Source organism: Mucilaginibacter dorajii (assembly GCF_024808255.1).
Classification (GTDB): domain Bacteria; phylum Bacteroidota; class Bacteroidia; order Sphingobacteriales; family Sphingobacteriaceae; genus Mucilaginibacter; species Mucilaginibacter dorajii.
The window spans coordinates 194,095-212,316 of record NZ_JANTYS010000007.1; the positions used below are offsets into that span (position 1 = coordinate 194,095).

At 41.7% G+C, this 18,222-nt stretch carries 20 protein-coding genes; 6 read left to right on the forward strand and 14 right to left on the reverse strand.

Annotation, left to right across the window (positions count from 1 at the left end; all coding sequences use genetic code 11):
• Positions 1-207: 207 nt before the first annotated feature.
• The 3 genes from FHS10_RS11645 to FHS10_RS11655 form a co-directional block, all read right to left on the reverse strand.
• Positions 208-2,820 carry a T9SS type B sorting domain-containing protein gene (locus FHS10_RS11645; protein WP_259090681.1) on the reverse strand — a complete coding sequence of 871 codons (2,613 nt, stop codon included), beginning with the start codon at positions 2,818-2,820 and terminating at the stop codon, positions 208-210.
• Between the two features lie 132 nt (positions 2,821-2,952).
• A complete protein-coding gene (locus FHS10_RS11650; RefSeq protein ID WP_259090683.1) occupies positions 2,953-4,644 on the reverse strand; it encodes a hypothetical protein in 1,692 nt (563 codons plus the stop codon).
• Between the two features lie 51 nt (positions 4,645-4,695).
• Entirely contained in the window at positions 4,696-5,469 is a 774-nt protein-coding gene (locus tag FHS10_RS11655) for an ABC transporter ATP-binding protein (RefSeq protein ID WP_259090685.1), read from the reverse strand.
• Between the two features lie 175 nt (positions 5,470-5,644).
• Here FHS10_RS11655 and FHS10_RS11660 point away from each other — a divergent pair, with 175 nt between their 5' ends.
• Positions 5,645-7,057 carry a DUF4419 domain-containing protein gene (locus tag FHS10_RS11660; protein WP_259090686.1) on the forward strand — a complete coding sequence of 471 codons (1,413 nt, stop codon included), beginning with the start codon at positions 5,645-5,647 and terminating at the stop codon, positions 7,055-7,057.
• A 414-nt stretch (positions 7,058-7,471) separates the two neighbouring features.
• On the opposite strand, the gene FHS10_RS11665 is transcribed toward FHS10_RS11660, so the two are convergent.
• Positions 7,472-7,954, reverse strand: a complete 483-nt coding sequence (locus FHS10_RS11665) for a hypothetical protein (RefSeq protein WP_259090688.1) — start codon at positions 7,952-7,954, stop codon at positions 7,472-7,474.
• A gap of 83 nt (positions 7,955-8,037) precedes the next feature.
• Positions 8,038-8,466, reverse strand: a complete 429-nt coding sequence (locus tag FHS10_RS11670) for an SRPBCC family protein (RefSeq protein ID WP_259090689.1) — start codon at positions 8,464-8,466, stop codon at positions 8,038-8,040.
• Positions 8,467-8,676: 210 nt separating this feature from the next.
• Here FHS10_RS11670 and FHS10_RS11675 point away from each other — a divergent pair, with 210 nt between their 5' ends.
• Together FHS10_RS11675 and FHS10_RS11680 are read left to right on the forward strand one after the other, a co-directional pair.
• A complete protein-coding gene (locus FHS10_RS11675) occupies positions 8,677-8,904 on the forward strand; it encodes a UPF0175 family protein (protein ID WP_259090691.1) in 228 nt (75 codons plus the stop codon).
• On the forward strand, positions 8,885-9,352 hold the full coding sequence (locus FHS10_RS11680; protein ID WP_259090692.1) for a PIN domain-containing protein: 468 nt from the start codon (positions 8,885-8,887) through the stop codon (positions 9,350-9,352). Before FHS10_RS11675 ends, FHS10_RS11680 begins: the two co-directional genes overlap by 20 nt.
• Before the next feature lie 60 nt (positions 9,353-9,412).
• Here FHS10_RS11680 and FHS10_RS11685 read toward each other — a convergent pair whose 3' ends face one another.
• Together FHS10_RS11685 and FHS10_RS11690 are read right to left on the reverse strand one after the other, a co-directional pair.
• A complete protein-coding gene (locus FHS10_RS11685; RefSeq protein ID WP_259090695.1) occupies positions 9,413-9,733 on the reverse strand; it encodes a hypothetical protein in 321 nt (106 codons plus the stop codon).
• A 263-nt stretch (positions 9,734-9,996) separates the two neighbouring features.
• Complete coding sequence (locus tag FHS10_RS11690; protein WP_259090699.1) at positions 9,997-10,476, reverse strand: Dps family protein; 480 nt, start codon at positions 10,474-10,476, stop codon at positions 9,997-9,999.
• A 94-nt stretch (positions 10,477-10,570) separates the two neighbouring features.
• On the opposite strand from FHS10_RS11690, the gene FHS10_RS11695 reads away from it, so the two are divergent.
• From FHS10_RS11695 to FHS10_RS11705, 3 genes are read left to right on the forward strand one after another with little or no spacing between them, the layout of a single operon-like run.
• Positions 10,571-11,350: a DUF4905 domain-containing protein gene (locus FHS10_RS11695; protein WP_259090700.1), complete on the forward strand. Its 780-nt coding sequence runs from the start codon at positions 10,571-10,573 to the stop codon at positions 11,348-11,350.
• 6 nt (positions 11,351-11,356) lie between these two features.
• Complete coding sequence (locus FHS10_RS11700) at positions 11,357-12,403, forward strand: LysM peptidoglycan-binding domain-containing protein (RefSeq protein ID WP_259090707.1); 1,047 nt, start codon at positions 11,357-11,359, stop codon at positions 12,401-12,403.
• Positions 12,396-13,028, forward strand: coding sequence for a uridine kinase family protein (locus tag FHS10_RS11705; protein ID WP_259090708.1), 633 nt, complete (start codon positions 12,396-12,398; stop codon positions 13,026-13,028). The genes FHS10_RS11700 and FHS10_RS11705 overlap by 8 nt, the downstream gene beginning before the upstream one ends.
• A 195-nt stretch (positions 13,029-13,223) precedes the next feature.
• On the opposite strand, the gene FHS10_RS11710 is transcribed toward FHS10_RS11705, so the two are convergent.
• The 7 genes from FHS10_RS11710 to FHS10_RS11740 all read right to left on the reverse strand — a co-directional run bounded on the left by FHS10_RS11710 (position 13,224) and on the right by FHS10_RS11740 (position 18,204).
• Positions 13,224-13,448 (reverse strand): transposase, encoded by a 225-nt coding sequence (locus FHS10_RS11710; protein ID WP_259090709.1) that lies wholly within the window; start codon positions 13,446-13,448, stop codon positions 13,224-13,226.
• A gap of 456 nt (positions 13,449-13,904) precedes the next feature.
• Positions 13,905-14,246, reverse strand: coding sequence for a superinfection immunity protein (locus tag FHS10_RS11715; protein ID WP_259090710.1), 342 nt, complete (start codon positions 14,244-14,246; stop codon positions 13,905-13,907).
• A gap of 75 nt (positions 14,247-14,321) precedes the next feature.
• Positions 14,322-14,978, reverse strand: coding sequence for a 3-oxoacid CoA-transferase subunit B (locus FHS10_RS11720; protein WP_259090712.1), 657 nt, complete (start codon positions 14,976-14,978; stop codon positions 14,322-14,324).
• A 58-nt stretch (positions 14,979-15,036) separates the two neighbouring features.
• Positions 15,037-15,387, reverse strand: coding sequence for a four helix bundle protein (locus FHS10_RS11725; protein WP_259090713.1), 351 nt, complete (start codon positions 15,385-15,387; stop codon positions 15,037-15,039).
• A 65-nt stretch (positions 15,388-15,452) separates the two neighbouring features.
• Positions 15,453-16,151: a CoA transferase subunit A gene (locus FHS10_RS11730; protein ID WP_259090715.1), complete on the reverse strand. Its 699-nt coding sequence runs from the start codon at positions 16,149-16,151 to the stop codon at positions 15,453-15,455.
• Between the two features lie 438 nt (positions 16,152-16,589).
• Entirely contained in the window at positions 16,590-17,675 is a 1,086-nt protein-coding gene (locus FHS10_RS11735; RefSeq protein WP_259090717.1) for an SGNH/GDSL hydrolase family protein, read from the reverse strand.
• A 160-nt stretch (positions 17,676-17,835) separates the two neighbouring features.
• A complete protein-coding gene (locus FHS10_RS11740) occupies positions 17,836-18,204 on the reverse strand; it encodes a bleomycin resistance protein (RefSeq protein WP_259090718.1) in 369 nt (122 codons plus the stop codon).
• Between the last annotated feature and the right edge of the window lie 18 nt (positions 18,205-18,222).

Sequence of the window (18,222 nt, forward strand, 5' to 3'; positions counted from 1 at the left end):
TAATTGTATAAATCACACTAAACTACATATAACTTACCGATGATTATAATACGCTTTTTTCCTTTACTATACTTTTTTATTACGTTGACCAATTGTTTATTATGTGTTTGGAACATAATCTCATCAACAGTTCATAGGTGCAATTATTGATTTCAGCCCTAAATTTTATCTATCCAACCCCTGGTCACGTAAAACTCTGTAATGTCCTTACCTGATGATCATCACCCACCCACTTACGGGTTTCATTGTTCCATTATTAGGCGCTATGATATAGTAATAAGTTCCTTCGGCCAATGGAGCGCCATTGAAACGGCCATCCCATGGAACATGGTAACCTTTGGAATAAAAAACGGCCTGGCCGTAACGGTTGTACACGCCCACCAGGCAATTAGGATAGTATTGCAGCGAACTTATTTCCCAAAAATCGTTAACACCATCGCCATTGGGGCTAAAACTATTGGGGGCATCAATAGGCACGACTACATTAACGGTAACCGGCACATCGGTAGTACAGCCAGATGTGGAAGTAGCCTGCAGGTGATAAACCGTGGTAACCAAAGGGCTTGCAATGGGGTTGGCTATGGTAGTATCACTTAACCCCAATGATGGCGACCAGTGATAGCTCATGATATCGCCCGTTATTACGGGTTGCAGCTGAATGTCCTTTCCGGGTTTGATGACGTACTTATCGGGAAAGCTTATTTGAGGCAAAGGGTCAATATGTACCGTGATAGGATCGCTGCTTTTGGGCAGGATACAGCTTACATTATTTGAGGTGATACACGTTACGATATCGCCATCACTAAGTTTTGTAGATGTAAATGCAGCGCTATTGGTACCGGCCTTAACGCCGTTAACCAACCATTGGAATTTTACGGTGGCATCTGTGGGTTGTATAGTGGCATTAAAAGAAATCGGATCGCCGGCGCAGGCTGTTGCATTTTTCGGACTTACCGTAACCGCAGGTGTTACAATTTGGGCGGGAAGATCTGAGCCCAGGGAATTCTCAACCGTTACCGGGAACGACATCGTAGTTTCGATGCCTACCGTTGGCGGCGTGTTGGCATTTCCATTATGATTACCTACTACCCCATTGCCGGTAATGAGCGTTAAATCGCCGGTTGGCGTAATACGCACCAGGCGTTCGTTGTAGGAATCTACAACGATAAAGTTGTCAAACAGATCCAGTTTTATACCTACGGGGTTGTTTAAAAGCGCCTTATTACCGGTGCCTGCTATGTACAGATCAAGCGTGGTTACGTTGCCTAAAGGATCTATTTTGCGGATAGTGTTGTTTTCAGAATCGGTAACATACAAATCGCCGTGCTTATCAAATGTAATGCCTTTAGGATTATTGAAGCTTGCGGCGGTACCCTTTCCATCATCGGCACCGTTTCCGCTGTGGCCTGCAATAATAGTGACATCGCCTTTGGTGTTTATTTTTTTTATCGCGCTGCTAAAATCAGTAACATATAAATTGTCTGCGGCATCTACTGTGATCCCTGTAGGAACGTACAGTTTGGCGGCCGAAGCAGGCGGCGTTACCGTAGTGACCGTGCCAAAGGGCGAAATTTTTCGTACCAGGTAGTCCGTCCCCTGGGTTACAAATAAATTACCCGCGGCATCAATAGTAATTCCACGCGGGTCACGAAAACTGGCCGCCGCGCCAATCCCGTCAACAGATTTATCTTGTCCGTTACCCGCCAAAGTGGTAACAGTGCCATCGGTGGTTACTTTGCGGATGCGGCTATTTTTATCAACAACATATAAATTCCCCAGGGGATCAATAGTAAGCCCGTTTAAAACGCCAAATTTGGCCAGGGGCGCAATGCCATCGGCAAAACCGCAATCGCCACCTGCAAAGGTTGTAACGGTACCATCTGTAGCTATTTTTCGTATTTTACAACTGTAACCATCGGCTATGTATAAGTTACCTTGTGCATCGGTAACCACATCAGTAGGTACACTAAAGGTAACTGCCCTGGGGTTAGGTCTTGAGGTACTTGCGGTAAGCGTAATGCTTGTTTTGCCAACATCGGCGCAAGTTACATTCGGCGGGCTTATGGTAGTGGTAATGTCTCCGTCATCGCAGGTGCTTACCCCGGCAAGGTCGCTTAGTTTAATATCGTAATTGCCATTCTCATCCAGTTTAAACGTAATGGGTGTTTTTACAGGATCAATAACAGGTTTACTGAACGAGGTAACCGAAAAAAAGATAGTTGCAGCCCCACCGTACTTATCGCGGGCGGTAAGGCTTATGGTAGCCGGCTTATTTACCGTGAGGGCAGTGCCCGCCACAGGCTCCTGCGTAACACTAAGCAACACATTAGGGCACAAATCCGTTACCTGCGCGCTTGACGCGTAATCCGGGATAACAGCTTTGCAATCCAGGTCGGCAGTTAGTATAACATCATCGTAATTGGCAAATATTGGGGTGCTGGCAATAGTAATATCAACTTTTTGAGTAGCGGTGTTATTGGCATCATTGGGGGATGAACTTATATTACTTGCTGTAACAGTTATAGTTTGTTTCCCTAAGGATGAGCAATCAAAAATATTGGGGCTGATTTTCACAAATGGCAAAGAATTGGCCCCTCCCCCAACTGTAACCAGGTCTGCCGGCTGCAAAATCCGGGTGCCTGTACTATCCAACGTAAAAACAAGATGGCTTTTGGGGCTAATTACCGGGGCCTGGGCATTGGCAACGCCTAATAAAAACAACACAAGCATCCCCGTTAAGGTAAGCCCTATCACAAGCTTTACCAAACCAGGCTTAGGTATTTTTATATGGTTACCGGTAAAAAAGCAAGTTGCAAACATTTTATCCCTTTGTCAAAAAAAATGAACAGGGATAAACAACTAACTAATAGATACTTAAAGATGAGTTTTTTTACCCGTTTTAACCGTGTTCGAGTTATTCATTTTTTTGAGAAATAGATGATAATCCCTGGCTTAAATCTCCGTCATTTCGATATTATCCCAGGTTTGTCTTTTATAGTACCTGAACATGAGCCAATTAATAAGCAAGGCGGGTATTATGGCTATCCACACGGCCATTTCCCAGCGCATTAAAAAGTAATGGCCAAATCCTATGGCACCAATAAATGCCAGGATCAGTAAAGAGGTGATCATTTTGCCACCACCTTGCTTTACAATTACTGGCTTTGAAAAAGGCAGGCCTTTTACCATAAACAAGGCCATCAGTATGCCGTAAATGAGGCTTACCAAAAAGGCAAGGATAATATCGTTGATTGCCTGCGGCCCCCATATAATTACAATGCCAATACTTAAAACCAGGCAGTACGGTAAAAAATAAAGGGTAATAATAGCTTTATACATGCCCGATAAAATTTTGCCGGGCTTATCAACAGGCAAGGCATAGTAAACCCAGGCCGATTTGTATTTTTCTGACATGGAAATGTTCATCAATATTGAAGAAAGGATAAACGTACACAGGTAAATCAGGAACACGTAGTTGTGCCCGTTTTGCAACTTATTCCAACGGTCGATAAGGCTATCCCCCTTTCCGTTTAAGGCAAAATATAAAAAATAGATAGGCACATAAGCAAAAGCCGGGTACACCTTCATTTTAAATTCGCGGATGCGTGCGGCCAATTTCCAGGTGATCCGGAAGCCGGCATTTTCAATGGGGTCTGGCGCTAAAAAATTAGCCAATTTAGATATCAGGCTAAATTTACCAGCTTTTTTTACCTCGGTGCCGGCGTTGCTGTTACCATCTGATGTAGCAATGATTGCCAAACGCCTGTTAAAGCCCGGCGCCAATACTTTGGCTACAAACCACAGGCCCGCAAAAGGCAGTGTAAAACCAATGATTGCCAATATACGCGTGATGTAATTTGCATGCGATGCATGAATGAGCGACTCGTTTAAAGCGGCTATCCAAACCGGGGGCAATAAATAAGCCCACCAATGGCTCAGCAGATCAACATTGCCTAAAACCGATACATTGATCAGCCTTGGCAACAAATAATAAGCCGCGAAGATCATCACAGAAAACGCAATCTGAAAATAGCTGATCACATCCTTAAACCGCTGTGGGCTTACCGATTTCATGAGCAGCAGGTAGATGACGTTCACCAAAAAGATGCTCAGAAAGGTAGCTTCCAATATCTGGAAAAAGAACAATGGTACCGCAAAAATACCATCAACAAAACCTACGATGATTAGCGCGGGAAAACCCTGGATCAAGGCCAGTCTTAACACATAAATACTGATATGCAAAATGCGCGATACCGCGATGGTGCGATCACTAACCGGGCGTGGCAATAAAATGAACTGATCACGGGTATCTATCAGCACCGTGGTAAAATCAGAGATGAGGGTTAGTGCCATCAGCACCATAAACACCAAAAAATAATAGGTTTCGCCAACGTAGGGCTTTTGGTTTAGCGTAAGCAGTAAACCAATAAAAAAGCCCATCAGCAACGTTACAAAGCTAACAAGCCAGGGCGATTGCTTTCCATCATTTTTAGCTCCCTTACGCACCGCGAACATAGCTTTGGGCCTGCGGTTGTCCATCAATATTTTTACCCGCAGTATTTCATCAAGTTGTTGCGTATCGACGCCTGTTTTGGCCAAAACAGGGTAAAAAAGAGACACCAAACGTAAAAGCAGCTTATCCATTGATAAAAGCATTAAAAGAACATCATTCATTTTTAGCAGACGGCAAATTGATTAATCAAATGCATTGATAATAGCGTCGGTTTCGGTATTGGAATCATCCCTGCCGGTAAGTTTGGAGAAAATCCTTTCCAGCGTATCGCTATGGTTTTGTTTTAATGACTCAAACGTACCATCGGCTATGATCTCGCCTTTGTTAATGAGCAGGATCCGGTCTGATACTTTTTCAACCACATCCATCATATGCGAACAATAAAATATGGTTTTACCCTCCTGCGATAAACGCATGATCAGTTCTTTGATCATGATCACTGCGTTGGCATCAAGGCCGGATAAAGGTTCATCTAATATGATGATTTTAGGATTGTGGATTATGCCCGATATAAGCAATACTTTTTGTTTCATCCCCTTAGAGAAGGTATCCATCCTATCGTCGCCATTGGTTCCCAGACCAAAGGCCGTCAGCAGTCTTCTTGCCCTGTCATTCAGCACTTTTTCTTCCATTCCATATAGTTTACCTATAAAATCAAGGTATTCCATGGGTGTAAGCACGTCATAGATCTCGGCATTCTCCGGCACATAACCTATCAGTTTTTTAATATCGAGGGCGTTGGTGGCCATGTTAAAGCCATCAACAATAACTTCGCCTTCGAAATCGGGGATTAGGCCGGTAAGTATTTTAACCGTGGTTGATTTACCGGCGCCATTTGGGCCTATATAACCAATTACCTGCCCCGGATAAATATCGAGGGAAAGCCCCTTTAATACTAATTTGGAGCCGTACGACTTGGTTAAATTGCTAATTTGAATAAGGGGTTGATCAGACATAGGTATGTATTACAATGCCCCGTAAATTAGCAAAAAAAGTAACTGGTATGATGGATGACAATAATATATTTATTCTTTTCATTTATAAACATATCTATAAATGAAAAGCTAACGTAATTACGAAAGTAATAATGATTGCAACCAACCGTTCTATATCGACTAAACCTGAATTCCTATGAAATTTCTTTCCTTACTACTCCTATTCTTAGCTGCCGCTTTAACAGGCGTGGCGCAAAAGTCAATCACTATTGCTGTTGAAAATTTAACAAAGCCAACAGAGCCGTTGCGCGTTAAAAGTTATGAAGAAATATTAAAAGGACTGATTAGGGAAGATAATGGCATATCAGGCTATTCGCAAAATACTAAGCATACAGACCCATCTTTTAACATTGTTGCGAAAAGCAAAATTACCGACAGTTTAGTAAGTTTTGGTTATCACCCATTTTTTGAAGGCATGTATAATGCTTACGCCCAACACCGGCCGTTTACCCTATCCCCGGATATGGTATGGCTGCTGATTTGCCAGGGCTTTGCCAATCATATAAACAACAATGCAGATAGTTTACGCCATTTTTTTACTGATTTTAAGGGAAAACAGGCACTGGTGGTAACTAATGGCAGTATAACGTTGGATAATCCTAATAGTCCCTGGGAAGAGATATTCCCCGATTTTGGCAACCAAATTGATGAATATACCGGGAAAGACCTATCCGATAACTTAAACGCAAACTTTAGTACCACAACGCCCATTACCAAAATGGCATCGCAAATAACAATGATGAACGCAATGAAATCGTATTTTGATTTTGTAGTTATTTATATCGGGTGCGGTATACCTAAAATAACACTGAACGGCAGCCCGGAGGATTGGAAAAAAGTTTTAGAAAAAACTGAACGGTTGCGAAAATATAAACTCGATTGGTGGGTTGACAAAATGGAACCTGTATTAAAACAATTTGTAGCTGCATCAAACGGTAATGTAAACAAAGCGTTTTGGCAAACCATGTTTAAATACCATTCAAAGAAAGACTGCGGCGCGCCAACCATTGTTGATGGCTGGGTAGTAAAGTTTTTCCCTTATAATAAAATGGGGCACCGAAATGACCTGGATTCGTTATCGATGATGGCAACACTGCCCGACGAAATTGTAAAGGTTGATATAGATTACAAGGCAGCCGACGGGAATGGAAATTTCGTGACCACTCCTTTGGAACTTTGGGCCGGTTTTGTGGGATTAAAGCAAAACAAGAGCGACTTTATGCTGAAGCCTGAGATTGGCTGGATGATCAGAAAAAAAGACAATTCTGCCGATGGTGCAACATTGTCGGCCTTGAAGAAAGGCGCTGAAAGTATCAATAAGTGGGGTGGAATAACGCTGAACGTAAAAAATTTCCCGCCGCAACTTTTATCCCTCGGCCCAATACATTTTTTAACGCTTTATTTTACAGATCAAATTAATATCCCTGACGAAATACATAATGTAAAGATAGATCACCTTAACTTATACGGCAAAGTAACCAACGAGGAAGAAAAAAGAATACGGGATTTATTCCCCGCTACAACAACGCTGTTTATCAACTCAAAGTAATAGCGATTCTTTATAAGTAGAAATTTAAGGCAATAAAAAACGGGACAACTGATCAAAATCTGATAGTGTCCCGTTAAGTTTTCCCACATGGACTCGAACCACGATTGTCTGAACCAGAATCAGAAGTGCTACCATTACACCATAGGAAAATAACAAAATAGGGTTTTCAATCCTGTATGATGCAAATATAACACAGATGGCCCAGCATGTCAAATTATTTTGAGTTAGCACCATGGCAAACGTATCTAATTGGGTTAACATAACTTAACACATTTCAGATATTTATTTATAAATATCTGAAAATCAGCACTTTTAATTTTTACATGGTTAACACTAAACTGATATATCGCACAATTTAGGCGCATCCAAATATTTGTGCCTGTTGTTGCCCAATTAGTTGCGTTTACCCGGCAATCACCGCACCCAGTTAATGCCCCTGATACCTACCTGGTGCAGGCGTTCGGTGAGTTGTCCGGTATGATGCTGCACATGCCTGATGTTGTAAAGGTGTAAGCCAAACCGGTTGAACGCAATCCAGTCGAAACCGGTAGTGTCGGTCAAATCCCCCTCGTTAATGGCATCTTCCAGGCTTTGTAAAATAACAGAAGCGTAATTCAACAAATCGGCTTTTGAGTAACTGTTTTTAATTACGATTAACTGTCCGTCATGAGCTATCGAACCCAAAACGTGGTAGTTGGCCCGATGCTGATCCCATGGAATAAACTCCGCAGGCCCTGCCGAAAGATAAAACGCGGTGTAAAAAAGCGTATGGTATACAATGCGCCAGTAAGCGTTTTCATAGGCGTTACTTTCCCATAAATCGTCGGGGCATTTGTGTACGGTATCTACCAGCATGTTTAAGCTGCCTTTGTATTCGGTTACTATTTCGTTTTTCATATGCAAACCTTATTTACAAAAAACAATATAAGTTGAAAGCCCGGTAAAAACTCACCAGGCTTTCAACTTATACCAAATCCAATTTAAACCGAGGCTTCAGTATATTTCTTAAAATTATCTAAAATAGCCTGCCAACCGCCGCGCTGCATTTCAATAGGATTAGTAGTTTCGGGATCAAATGTTTCGGTTACTTTGGTGGTATCGCCCAGGCTTTCAAAGCTGATCTTTACCTCACGGCCATCGCCTAGACCATATTCTATGTAGCTGCCTTCAATTACTTTGCTGTAAACGCCCTCAAAATCAAAGCTAAAACTACCGTTTTTAGCGGCCATGGTTGTTTTAAACTTTCCGCCGGTTTGCGGGTCGTTATCGGCGTAAGGAGCATGCCAGTCGTCAGATGCAAATGCCCATTGGGTAATATGTTTGGGGTCGATCCAAAATTCCCAAACTTTTTCAATAGGCGCGTTAACAGTAGCTTCAACCGTTATGGTGGTTTTGTTTGCAGTTTCCATTTTATTTTAAGTTGATTTTCTGCTGATAAAATTAGGGCAATAATTTTAAATTAGCCACGGCCTAATGCGACAATTATAGGGTGCAAATTACCTTTAACGCACCGCTAAATATCAGCATTGTAATTGTAATTGGGCGGCTTACTTTTTGTTTCCTGCTCCATATTTATGAAATATTCGTATCTTTATTCAACTAACTCATGATTTAATACCATGACCACAATAACACTCCAGGTTCCGGATGCCCTTGAAAAAGAGCATGATGAAACTGTACGTTTTCTGGCAGCAAAATTATATGAATCAGGCAAGCTTACTTTAGGTCAGGCTGCAGAAATGTGTGGTATGAAAAAATGGGATTTTGCCGAGATCCTGATCAACTATAACGTTCACTATTTTGATGCAAGTGCATTGGCCGCTATAAATGATGCCAAAGGAATGTAAGGTTATTATTACAGATACAAGCTGCTTTAGCCTTCTTTATAAACTAAATGCTCTTGAATTATTACATCAACTTTTTCGGACAGTAATAACCACACCAGAAATTGCTGCCGAGTTTAACGCAGAGTTACCCGATTGGGTAATTATACAAACTGTTGTTAACCGCTCTCTACAGCAAGAGTTTTTACAATACATCGATCCCGGGGAAGCAAGTGCAATTGCTTTGGCTTCAGAAATACCTTTTGATTTTCTTATTCTTGATGATAGCGACGCCAGAAGGTTTGCCGAAAAGTTAGGTATGCCAGTTAAGGGGACTATCGGCTTACTGCTTATAGCTAAAAACCGAGAACTAATACCCTTGCTTAAACCTTATTTTGATCTTATACAACAAACGAATTTTAGGATTGCCCAAACAATTCTTGATAAAGTACTACGTGATGCAGGCGAGTAAAAATTGATCTTCAATTAAAACCGCATTTCAATACGTATAATTTAAATTGGCCCCCTTTAATCAAAGTGTTCTTTTTGCACTATAGGCAATCAAATATTGTTGCATTCCTTTAATAACTTCCATTTTACCCGCGGGGGCGGGCGTTTCATTAATAAACTGCGGCAGTTTAATATGCACAAGCCCCAACATCACCGGAACAAATTCCGGTAATGTTAAGGCGGATATTGTTGGATAATATTTCTTTTCGAGTTTTATTTTTTCCTTTTCAGAAACAAGGTCAACCTCCCATAATTCGTCTTTACTGAAGCCATATTCGCTGGCACAGTTATTTAACTCGTAAATAAAATCACGGGCCTGCACTTCTGCTGATTTACCGGCCATCTATTTATTTTTCTTATTGGACGGTACTATCTCAGGTTTGGCTGTACCTGTTTTGCCTGACTGATAATCAGATGGCCCTTTTTTGCCCACCGGATTTGGTAATGGTTTCTTTTTGCTCATAGGTTGATCGCTTCAATAGCTGATTTTTTTAAAGCTAATCATTAATTAACCCATAAACGATTATAAAACTGTTTATAGAAAATATACGGCATGAAAAAGCCGCCTGTTCATCACAGGCGGCCTTCGATCTTCAACCGGTTTACTTAGTCCTCATTTACAAATGAGCGCAGCATCCAGGTGTTTTTTTCGTTAAATTGCATAAAACGGTTCACCATATCGTTGGTACCATCGTCGCCAGCGGCAGCAGTGATATCCAGAATTTCTCTTTCTTTGGCAATCAGCGCAGCCAAATCATCAATAATGGCTTTAACCATTAATGTATCTTTTAAGCCAATGGTTTGAATTTCTTTAATTGCAGATGTTTTAATATAATCATCAAAAGTGCTGTACGGCGGTTTACCTAATGACAGGATTCTTTCGGCAAGCTCATCAATAGTTAAAAGGGCCGCGGTATATAGTTCTTCAAATTTGAGGTGTAGTGTAAAAAAGCTTGGGCCTTTTACGTTCCAATGGCATCCGCGTAATTTTTGATAGTGAATATGGTAGTTGGCCAACAGATCGTTCAGATGATCTACAACGGGTTTTACTTTTACTTCTTCGAGGCTGATTTCTTCGGCATTCATATGATTAGTGATTTTAGTTTTTTAACACAGGCCTGGTAGCAATGTTTGGTAAAATTAAACAGTTTTAGATAGATTGAGCATATTTGCAAACTTTATGACAAAGCTGCTACCATATATAAAACATCAATGCAACCTGCCTATCTGGCGGTTGGAAATTGACGAAACAGGCAGTTTCATTTTCCTCGAAATAAGGGATACGGCCAGCAAACAGGTAAGCTTTACATCGATAGATCTGAATAACGGCAGGGTGCATTTCAAAGACCTAAGTATGCCCGAACGTTGGCTTACCGGCATAGAGGCGGCTTACGATGGCGTGCTGCTCATCCATAATTATCAATCAGAAAACGGACCGGTACATAAGGGACTGACAGCGATTGACGGCATCACGGGGCGGGCTTTATGGGGCAATTACACACTGGCCTTTGATCAGCTATCTGTAAACGGACCAGTAGTTTATAATGCCCAGGTGCAGCCTAAAAGATTGATGTTAACTGACATAAAAACCGGGGCTACTTTAAGGGCATATGAACCTGTGATTGATACCCTTTTGAATAACCATATCAAAACCGCCCAACTACTTCCCGCATCCTTTTTAGGTACCATTGAACTACCTGCCAAACCTTACGGAAATACGGTGCATTACATGGAGCACAATAGTTATAGAATTGTATCTTTGCACACGTTTTTGGCCGGGCAACTTGAACAGCACCTGTACATTTTTGATAACGAGGGCAATATAGTTCATTGCGATTTGTTACAAGCTGGTATACAAAAATTGCAACCCGAGGCGTTTGTAGTACATAAGAATAAGCTGATCTACCTCAAAAACAGATCGGAATTAATAGTTTTAAATTTACAAAATACTGTATTATAAGATATTATGAAATTAAAGATCCTTTTATTGATCGCTCCTTTGTTAACAATCTCTGCGTCACTTTTTGCCCGCACCGCAGTCGATTCTATCGGTGTGGAAAACCAGAATGGCAAAAAAGTTATCCTCCACAAACTCGATCCTAAAGATAATTATTACTCCATAGGCAGGCGCTACAAAGTAAGCCCGAAAGCCATCATTCAATTCAATAACAATGCCCCACTTAAAATTGGCGGCACGGTTAAAGTACCTACCGACCTTCCATTTGACGGCGCAACAGCCCAGGTAGCAGAACAGGTACAACAAACCAAAGCTACCGTGCAGCAAACAGTGGTACAGCAAAAACCACAAGTGCAGCCGCCCGTTACTAAACCCCAGGTACAAGCGCCCCCGGTTACGCAGCAACCAACACCAGCAGTACAACAACCAGTTGTAGTTGCCTCAAAACCAACAGCGCCGGCACCGGTACCAGCAACAACACCTGCGCCACAGCAAACTGCTGCTAATTTAGATAACGTGCAACAGTATAAAGTATCTGCAGGCGAAACTGTGTTTTCTATAGCCAAACGTTTCAACACTTCTGTTGATGACATCCGTACGCTTAACAACCTGAGCAATGACGACCTGAAGGCCGACCAGATCATTAAAGTACGTACCGGCATGCCGCCAGCAGAGCGCCCGGTAGCCAAGCAGGATGTTTTAAAACCCGATTCATCTGCCATGGCAATTGATAGCGCCGCCGATGCTAAGTTTAAAGCCAACCGTTTTGGTTTGTACGAAAAGAATGAAAAGGGTGTAGCCACCTGGATAGATGATACCAGCCTTGACCCTAAAAAGGAATTGGTTTTACACCGCACTGCCCCTATCGGCACCGTGATCAAGATCACCAACCCCATGAATAATCACACTACTTACGCCAAAGTGGTAGGCCGGTTTACCGATAGCGAGGCTACCAAAAACGTACTCATTGTAATGACCAAAAACACCGCCGACGCATTAGGCGCTTTAGATAAACGCATTAACGTAAATATCAGCTACGGTAGTCCGAATGAATAAACCATATATTATTGGGATTGCCGGCGGAAGCGGGTCTGGCAAAACTTTTTTTTTGAAGTGTTTTTTAGAGCATTTTACGGCCGAAGAAGTATCCCTGGTATCGCAGGATGATTATTATATCCCCGTGGCGCATAACATGACCAAGGAGGAAAACAAGCTGTATAACTTCGATCTGCCGGCAACTATAGACGACCGGCATTTTCATGATGATATTGGTAAGCTTTTAAACAAAGAACCTGTCATTAAGCACGAGTATACGTTTAACAATCCCGATGCTATTCCTAAAGTGCTGGAAATTAAGCCTGCTCCAATCCTTATTGTAGAAGGCCTGTTCATCCTTCATTTTAAAGAAATTGCCGGCATGCTGGATATGAAGATCTTTATTGAGGCCGATGATGAGATTGCCCTGCAACGCCGCCTTAAACGTGATCTGCTGGAACGTGGCTACTCGCACGATGATGTGATGTATAAATGGGAAAACCACGTTGTACCGGCCTACAAGGAGTTCCTGCTGCCTTACAAATATGAGTGTGATAAGATCATCACCAACAACACCCACGTTGCAGATGATATTATAGCGGTAACAGAAGAGATTTCGGCAGATTTGAGGAAGAAGCTTTTTTAAGGTTATTTGAAAATTCGGCGATTTGAAAATTTGAAAATGATTTTTTAGGTGGATACCCGTTAGTTAATATCTCGGTGTGTCGACGATTCCTAAACATTCAAACCGCCCTCGTTCCTATGCTCCATAGGAGCAAAAGCTTTGTAGCAAAAAACAACAACGGGAATTTTTTGCTCCGTAGGTGCAAAACCTAATAAACTATTCGGGCAATTTAAAAATGTATTGTTCTTCAAAAGGGATATCGAAATCCTTTAACATTTGGCGGTATTCATCTAAAAAGGTTTTCTTTTGATGATGTTTCTGCTGATTCGATATATATTTCACAACCTGGTCGATCTGCGACCGGCTGTGGCTGAAAGCGCCATAACCTTCCTGCCATTGAAATTTCCCAGGCGAAATCCCACGAATATACGAGTTACACAATGCTTAGGCATGGTGGTTAGGTGGAGGCCAAGGAAAATCGCTTTTGAAGATTTGCGTGGCAAAAGGTAGCTCCTATGGAGCAAAAAACATAAATTATTTGTTCTACAAATAGGTAGCCGCTATGCGGCATTCTTTCGTCTTCTTAAATATTCGATGCCGCATAGCGGCTACCTGTTTGTAGAAACAAAAGAGCCAAGCAAGATGCCGCATAGCGGTTACCTATTTGTGCTTATTGAAATATATTACCTTGTGTGAAAATGTTAAACGCCACTTCCGTAAGTGGAGGTCTTACGGGAATCTAAAATAAGGTTTGCATTATTTCTACAAAACTTTTGTTCCTACGGAACATTTAAGTCGGATAATTTTACGGCGTACATTGAAAGATCAAATCATTTTCAAATTTTCAAACGGCATAGCCCTCAACGTAGTTAATCACCGAATCCTCAAATTAAAAAATTATATCCTATTCCCTATTAGCTGGCGCGTTTGGTTGTGGTAGTCTTCTTTGTTGATAGCACCGGTATTGAACATGTCCCTGAGGCGGATGAGTTCGGCTTCAATTTTGGGGCAGCAGTTGGCGGTATTTGAGCGGTAGGCCCTGAGCGGGTCTTTATCGGTATTGAGTCCCCACACCAGCGAAATTACCCAGCCGATGATGGTCCACCCTAAAAAGATATTGAGTAGCAAAACAGTCCTGTAGTTACATTTTTCGCAGGCCAATATGGACGGCAAAAAGTAAATCGGGGTTATAATTACCAGGAATACAAACAATAGTATCAACTCAGAATATCCTATCATATTAATGTAAACTTTTGTACTTATACGCAAGTTAACAATTTTAAGGTACGAATTGATTTAAAAAGTGGCTTTTTTTTAAATTAAAATTTCGGGCACCTCTCCTTCTACTATCAATTTGCCGGCTGTTGCTTTAATAATTTCATCTACCGTAACGCCAGGGGCACGTTCGAGTAATTTAAAGCCCCCTTCTGGCAGTACATCAAACACACCTAATTCGGTCACTATTTTTTTCACACAGTGTACGCCGGTGAGCGGCAGGGTGCAATTAGACAGTAGCTTTGATTCGCCGGCCTTGTTTACGTGCTGCATGGCTACAATAATATTTTCGGCCGATGCCACCAGGTCCATTGCGCCCCCCATGCCTTTTACCATTTTACCTGGGATTTTCCAGTTGGCTATATCACCATTTTCTGATACCTCCATGGCACCTAAAATAGTCAGGTTAACTTTCCTGGCCCTGATCATCCCAAAGCTCATAGCCGAATCAAACGTTGCCGAGCCGGGCAGCATGGTAATGGTTTGTTTACCCGCGTTAATCAGGTCGGGGTCTTCTTCCCCTTCAAACGGGAATGGCCCCATACCTAACAATCCGTTTTCTGATTGTAAAACCACATCCATGGTTTCGGGAATGTAATTAGCCACCAGTGTTGGGATACCAATACCCAGGTTTACATAGTAGCCGTCTTTTATTTCTTTGGCGATGCGTTTAGCGATGCCTTGTTTGTCTAACATAATTTTTCAATTTGAAAATTTGAGGATTTGAAAATTTGAAAATGAATTTATTTTCGAATCAGCTTCCTTTTGAGCTTGCAATGATCTTTGATAGGATCTTGTTAATCACTTTTAGCTTATCTAATAGGGCTTCATTAAACGGATATCTTTTAGAGAACTGACACAATAACAAGAAATATTCTGTTTCATCGGCTTCTTTAGCAGCTATTTTAAACTTATGTATGAAATCATTTTTGCTTTCCGCATTTTGTGCTTCACGCACGTTTGCGCCAATGGAAGTTCCGCACCTGATGAGTTGTTTAGCAATAGCAAACTTTCTGTTGGCCTCCAATTCTTCCGAAAACTCAATAATATCGAGTGCAAACTCAAAAGTCAATTTAACAATCAAATTCTCTTTGTCGTTTCTCATTAAAATAATTTTAACAATTTCTAATCATTTTCAAATCTTCAAATTCTCAAATTTTCAAATTGTAATTATTCTTTTTTCCTTACCGTTCTCTGTTCTACCCTTTTCTCATAATTAACTCCCTTAAAAATCCTATGCACATAAATACCAGGCGTGTGAATATGGTCAGGATCTAACTCTCCCGGTTCCACTAATTCTTCTACTTCGGCAATGGTGATCTTGCCGGCCATGGCCATTACGGGGTTAAAGTTGCGGGCGGTTGATTTATAAATAAGGTTGCCCATGGTATCACCTTTCCAGGCTTTTACAATGGCAAAATCGGCATCGAAAGCCATTTCCATCAGGTAGTCTTTACCGTTAAAACTGCGCACTTCTTTACCTATGGCAACCTCGGTACCTACACCAGCCGGCGTAAATATGGCGGGCATGCCATAGCCGGCAGCCATACAGCGGGTAGCTAAGGTTCCTTGTGGTATCAGGTCTACTTCCAGCTCGCCGCTGAGTAGCTGTCGTTCAAATTCGGCGTTTTCGCCTACATAGGATGAGATCATTTTTTTCACCTGCCTTTGTTTCAGCATCAGGCCGATGCCAAAATCATCAACCCCGGCATTATTGCTGATACAGGTGAGTTGTTTTACGCCTTTTTTTACCAGGGCAGCAATACAGTTTTCTGGCAATCCGCATAGACCAAAACCTCCCAACATCAGCGTCATGCCATCCTCAATATCGCGGATGGCCTCATCGGCACCACTAACTACTTTATTCATGTTCAATAATTGGTTAATTCAAAATTAGACAATTTTGGACAAAAGATAGATGGACAAAGGATAAAAGACAGGGAAATTGCTTTTAAAGATTTGCATAACAATAGGTAGCTCCTATGGAGCAAAACTTACGTTACAAATAGGTAGCCGCTATGCGGCATACTTTCAGCTTATTAAATATTCAATGCCGCATAGCGGCTACCTATTTGTAGAAACAAAAGAACCAGATAAGATGCCGCATAGCGGCTACCTATTGTGCTCATTGAATGATGTTACGTTATGCAAAAATGTTAAAAGCGATTTCCCTGGGATAAAGGACTTTTACTTATTTATAGATAGAATTTGAACAGGAGCATATAGGATCATTTACTCAAGAGGGCATCCTAATTCCGCAAAAAATTCATATGCAGATCTGAAATTTACAAATCTGCATATCTGGTTTTACCATTTAATATTCTTATCCATATACCCAATCAAATCATCGGCCATGGCCTGTTGTTCTTTGGCGCTGGGGTGACCAGGCGTATTTTTATAGGGGATCATGTGGGTATAAATGGCTTTGTCATTTAAACCGGCTACTGCCTTTTCAATATAGCCTGGCCATGGCGAGCCTTCTTTGGTGGCATCCATACTGCCCAGGATACAAAGGATCTGTGCTTTGGGATATTTTTTGCGGATATTTTTTACCAGTTCGCGATAGGCTTTAGTGATCTGATCGGCCTCAGGGACTTTTGTGCCAAAACGCTCTTTAAATTGCGGGTTATCCGGTATCTTAACTATCCACGAATCATTTTGAAAAAGGTTGATCACCACTACGTCTGGCGTGTATTTGCTAAAATCCCACATACTGGTTGGGTCGGTAGGGTCTAAACGGTTATAAAGCTCGGGCATAATAAGCGGGAACCAGCTTACCAGTACACCTATACCGCTTTTGGCGGTGCAAACATACGAGGCATCATAATGACGTGCGGTAATGGCCGCGTAGCTGATGTAGCCGTTCTCGTAAGGGGCGCTTCCCCTATCCTGGCCTGTGGTATCTTCATCGGCGTAACCGCAGGTAATCGAGTCGCCAAAAAATTCTATTTTGCGTTTTTTTGTCGGTGACGGCGCTAATACCGATGCGCCTTTATCTAAAATAAACTGGTAAAAAATGGTTTTACCCATTTCCCACTCACTGCGTTTAAAAATCTCAATGCTGTGCGCCCCGTTGGGTAAACCTTCGGCAAGGGTATAAGTTCTTTTAGTATTATCAAGGTGGATGGTATTGGTTACTAATCCATCAACTATTACTGTAAAATAATTATCGCCACGCTCATCCTGTAAAAGTACCGATACGCCGGTACCATTAAAGTTGATAGCAGCCGAAGTTCCAGTCCAGTAAAACTCAGCAGCCTCATCCGTTTGGTTAATCCTACCTGTATAACGAATGTGGGCATCCTTACTTTTAAGCACCAGGCTTTGCGCCGTACAGTTTGACAACGTCCCCATGGTAATGAGGAACAGAACGATTAAGTATATTTTACGCATTTTATTTTATGGATTAAGGAGCAAAGACTTTGGGATTAAGGACAAATATCGCTAACTTGATGTCTTTTTTTACCAATGAACCAATGAACCAATGAACCAATGAACCAATGAACCAATGAACCAATGAACCAATGAACCAATGAACCAATGAACCAATGAACTAATCTATGTCTACCGGCGTGCCAAATTGCAGCAGATAGCCATTATAATCATACACGGCAAACTCGCGCATGCCATAATCAAAGGTTTCTATAGGGTAACAAATAATAGCGTGTTCTTTCAGCTCGTTCCAAATGGCATCTACCTTATCCGTACGGATGTATAACGAACCGGTAAACTTAGGCATGCTGAATGGTTCATGTTCAATCGGTAAAGAGAACATAACCTCTACCTCGTCCCTGCTCACTGTAGCCCAGCCCCAGTCGTCAGCGTAACCCACGCAGGTAAAGCCCAGGTTATTGATATAAAAATCGACAGTTGCCCGCACTTCACGGGTATATAACATAGGGGTAATGTTCTTTAAGGCCATGGGTTTATAATATTTTGA

Excerpts from the sequence above, each read along its gene's own strand:
- FHS10_RS11690 (WP_259090699.1), bottom strand. The coding sequence starts at position 10,476 with ATGAATGCCGAAGAAATCAGCCTCGAAGAAGTAAAAGTAAAACCCGTT.
- FHS10_RS11645 (WP_259090681.1), bottom strand. The coding sequence starts at position 2,820 with ATGTTTGCAACTTGCTTTTTTACCGGTAACCATATAAAAATACCTAAG.
- FHS10_RS11660 (WP_259090686.1), top strand. The coding sequence starts at position 5,645 with ATGAAATTTCTTTCCTTACTACTCCTATTCTTAGCTGCCGCTTTAACA.
- FHS10_RS11705 (WP_259090708.1), top strand. The coding sequence starts at position 12,396 with ATGAATAAACCATATATTATTGGGATTGCCGGCGGAAGCGGGTCTGGC.
- FHS10_RS11730 (WP_259090715.1), bottom strand. The coding sequence starts at position 16,151 with ATGAATAAAGTAGTTAGTGGTGCCGATGAGGCCATCCGCGATATTGAG.
- FHS10_RS11665 (WP_259090688.1), bottom strand. The coding sequence starts at position 7,954 with ATGAAAAACGAAATAGTAACCGAATACAAAGGCAGCTTAAACATGCTG.
- FHS10_RS11715 (WP_259090710.1), bottom strand. The coding sequence starts at position 14,246 with ATGATAGGATATTCTGAGTTGATACTATTGTTTGTATTCCTGGTAATT.
- FHS10_RS11695 (WP_259090700.1), top strand. The coding sequence starts at position 10,571 with ATGACAAAGCTGCTACCATATATAAAACATCAATGCAACCTGCCTATC.
- FHS10_RS11740 (WP_259090718.1), bottom strand. The coding sequence starts at position 18,204 with ATGGCCTTAAAGAACATTACCCCTATGTTATATACCCGTGAAGTGCGG.
- FHS10_RS11720 (WP_259090712.1), bottom strand. The coding sequence starts at position 14,978 with ATGTTAGACAAACAAGGCATCGCTAAACGCATCGCCAAAGAAATAAAA.
- FHS10_RS11680 (WP_259090692.1), top strand. The coding sequence starts at position 8,885 with ATGATGCCAAAGGAATGTAAGGTTATTATTACAGATACAAGCTGCTTT.
- FHS10_RS11735 (WP_259090717.1), bottom strand. The coding sequence starts at position 17,675 with ATGCGTAAAATATACTTAATCGTTCTGTTCCTCATTACCATGGGGACG.
- FHS10_RS11670 (WP_259090689.1), bottom strand. The coding sequence starts at position 8,466 with ATGGAAACTGCAAACAAAACCACCATAACGGTTGAAGCTACTGTTAAC.
- FHS10_RS11675 (WP_259090691.1), top strand. The coding sequence starts at position 8,677 with ATGACCACAATAACACTCCAGGTTCCGGATGCCCTTGAAAAAGAGCAT.
- FHS10_RS11685 (WP_259090695.1), bottom strand. The coding sequence starts at position 9,733 with ATGGCCGGTAAATCAGCAGAAGTGCAGGCCCGTGATTTTATTTACGAG.
- FHS10_RS11655 (WP_259090685.1), bottom strand. The coding sequence starts at position 5,469 with ATGTCTGATCAACCCCTTATTCAAATTAGCAATTTAACCAAGTCGTAC.
- FHS10_RS11650 (WP_259090683.1), bottom strand. The coding sequence starts at position 4,644 with ATGGATAAGCTGCTTTTACGTTTGGTGTCTCTTTTTTACCCTGTTTTG.
- FHS10_RS11700 (WP_259090707.1), top strand. The coding sequence starts at position 11,357 with ATGAAATTAAAGATCCTTTTATTGATCGCTCCTTTGTTAACAATCTCT.
- FHS10_RS11725 (WP_259090713.1), bottom strand. The coding sequence starts at position 15,387 with ATGAGAAACGACAAAGAGAATTTGATTGTTAAATTGACTTTTGAGTTT.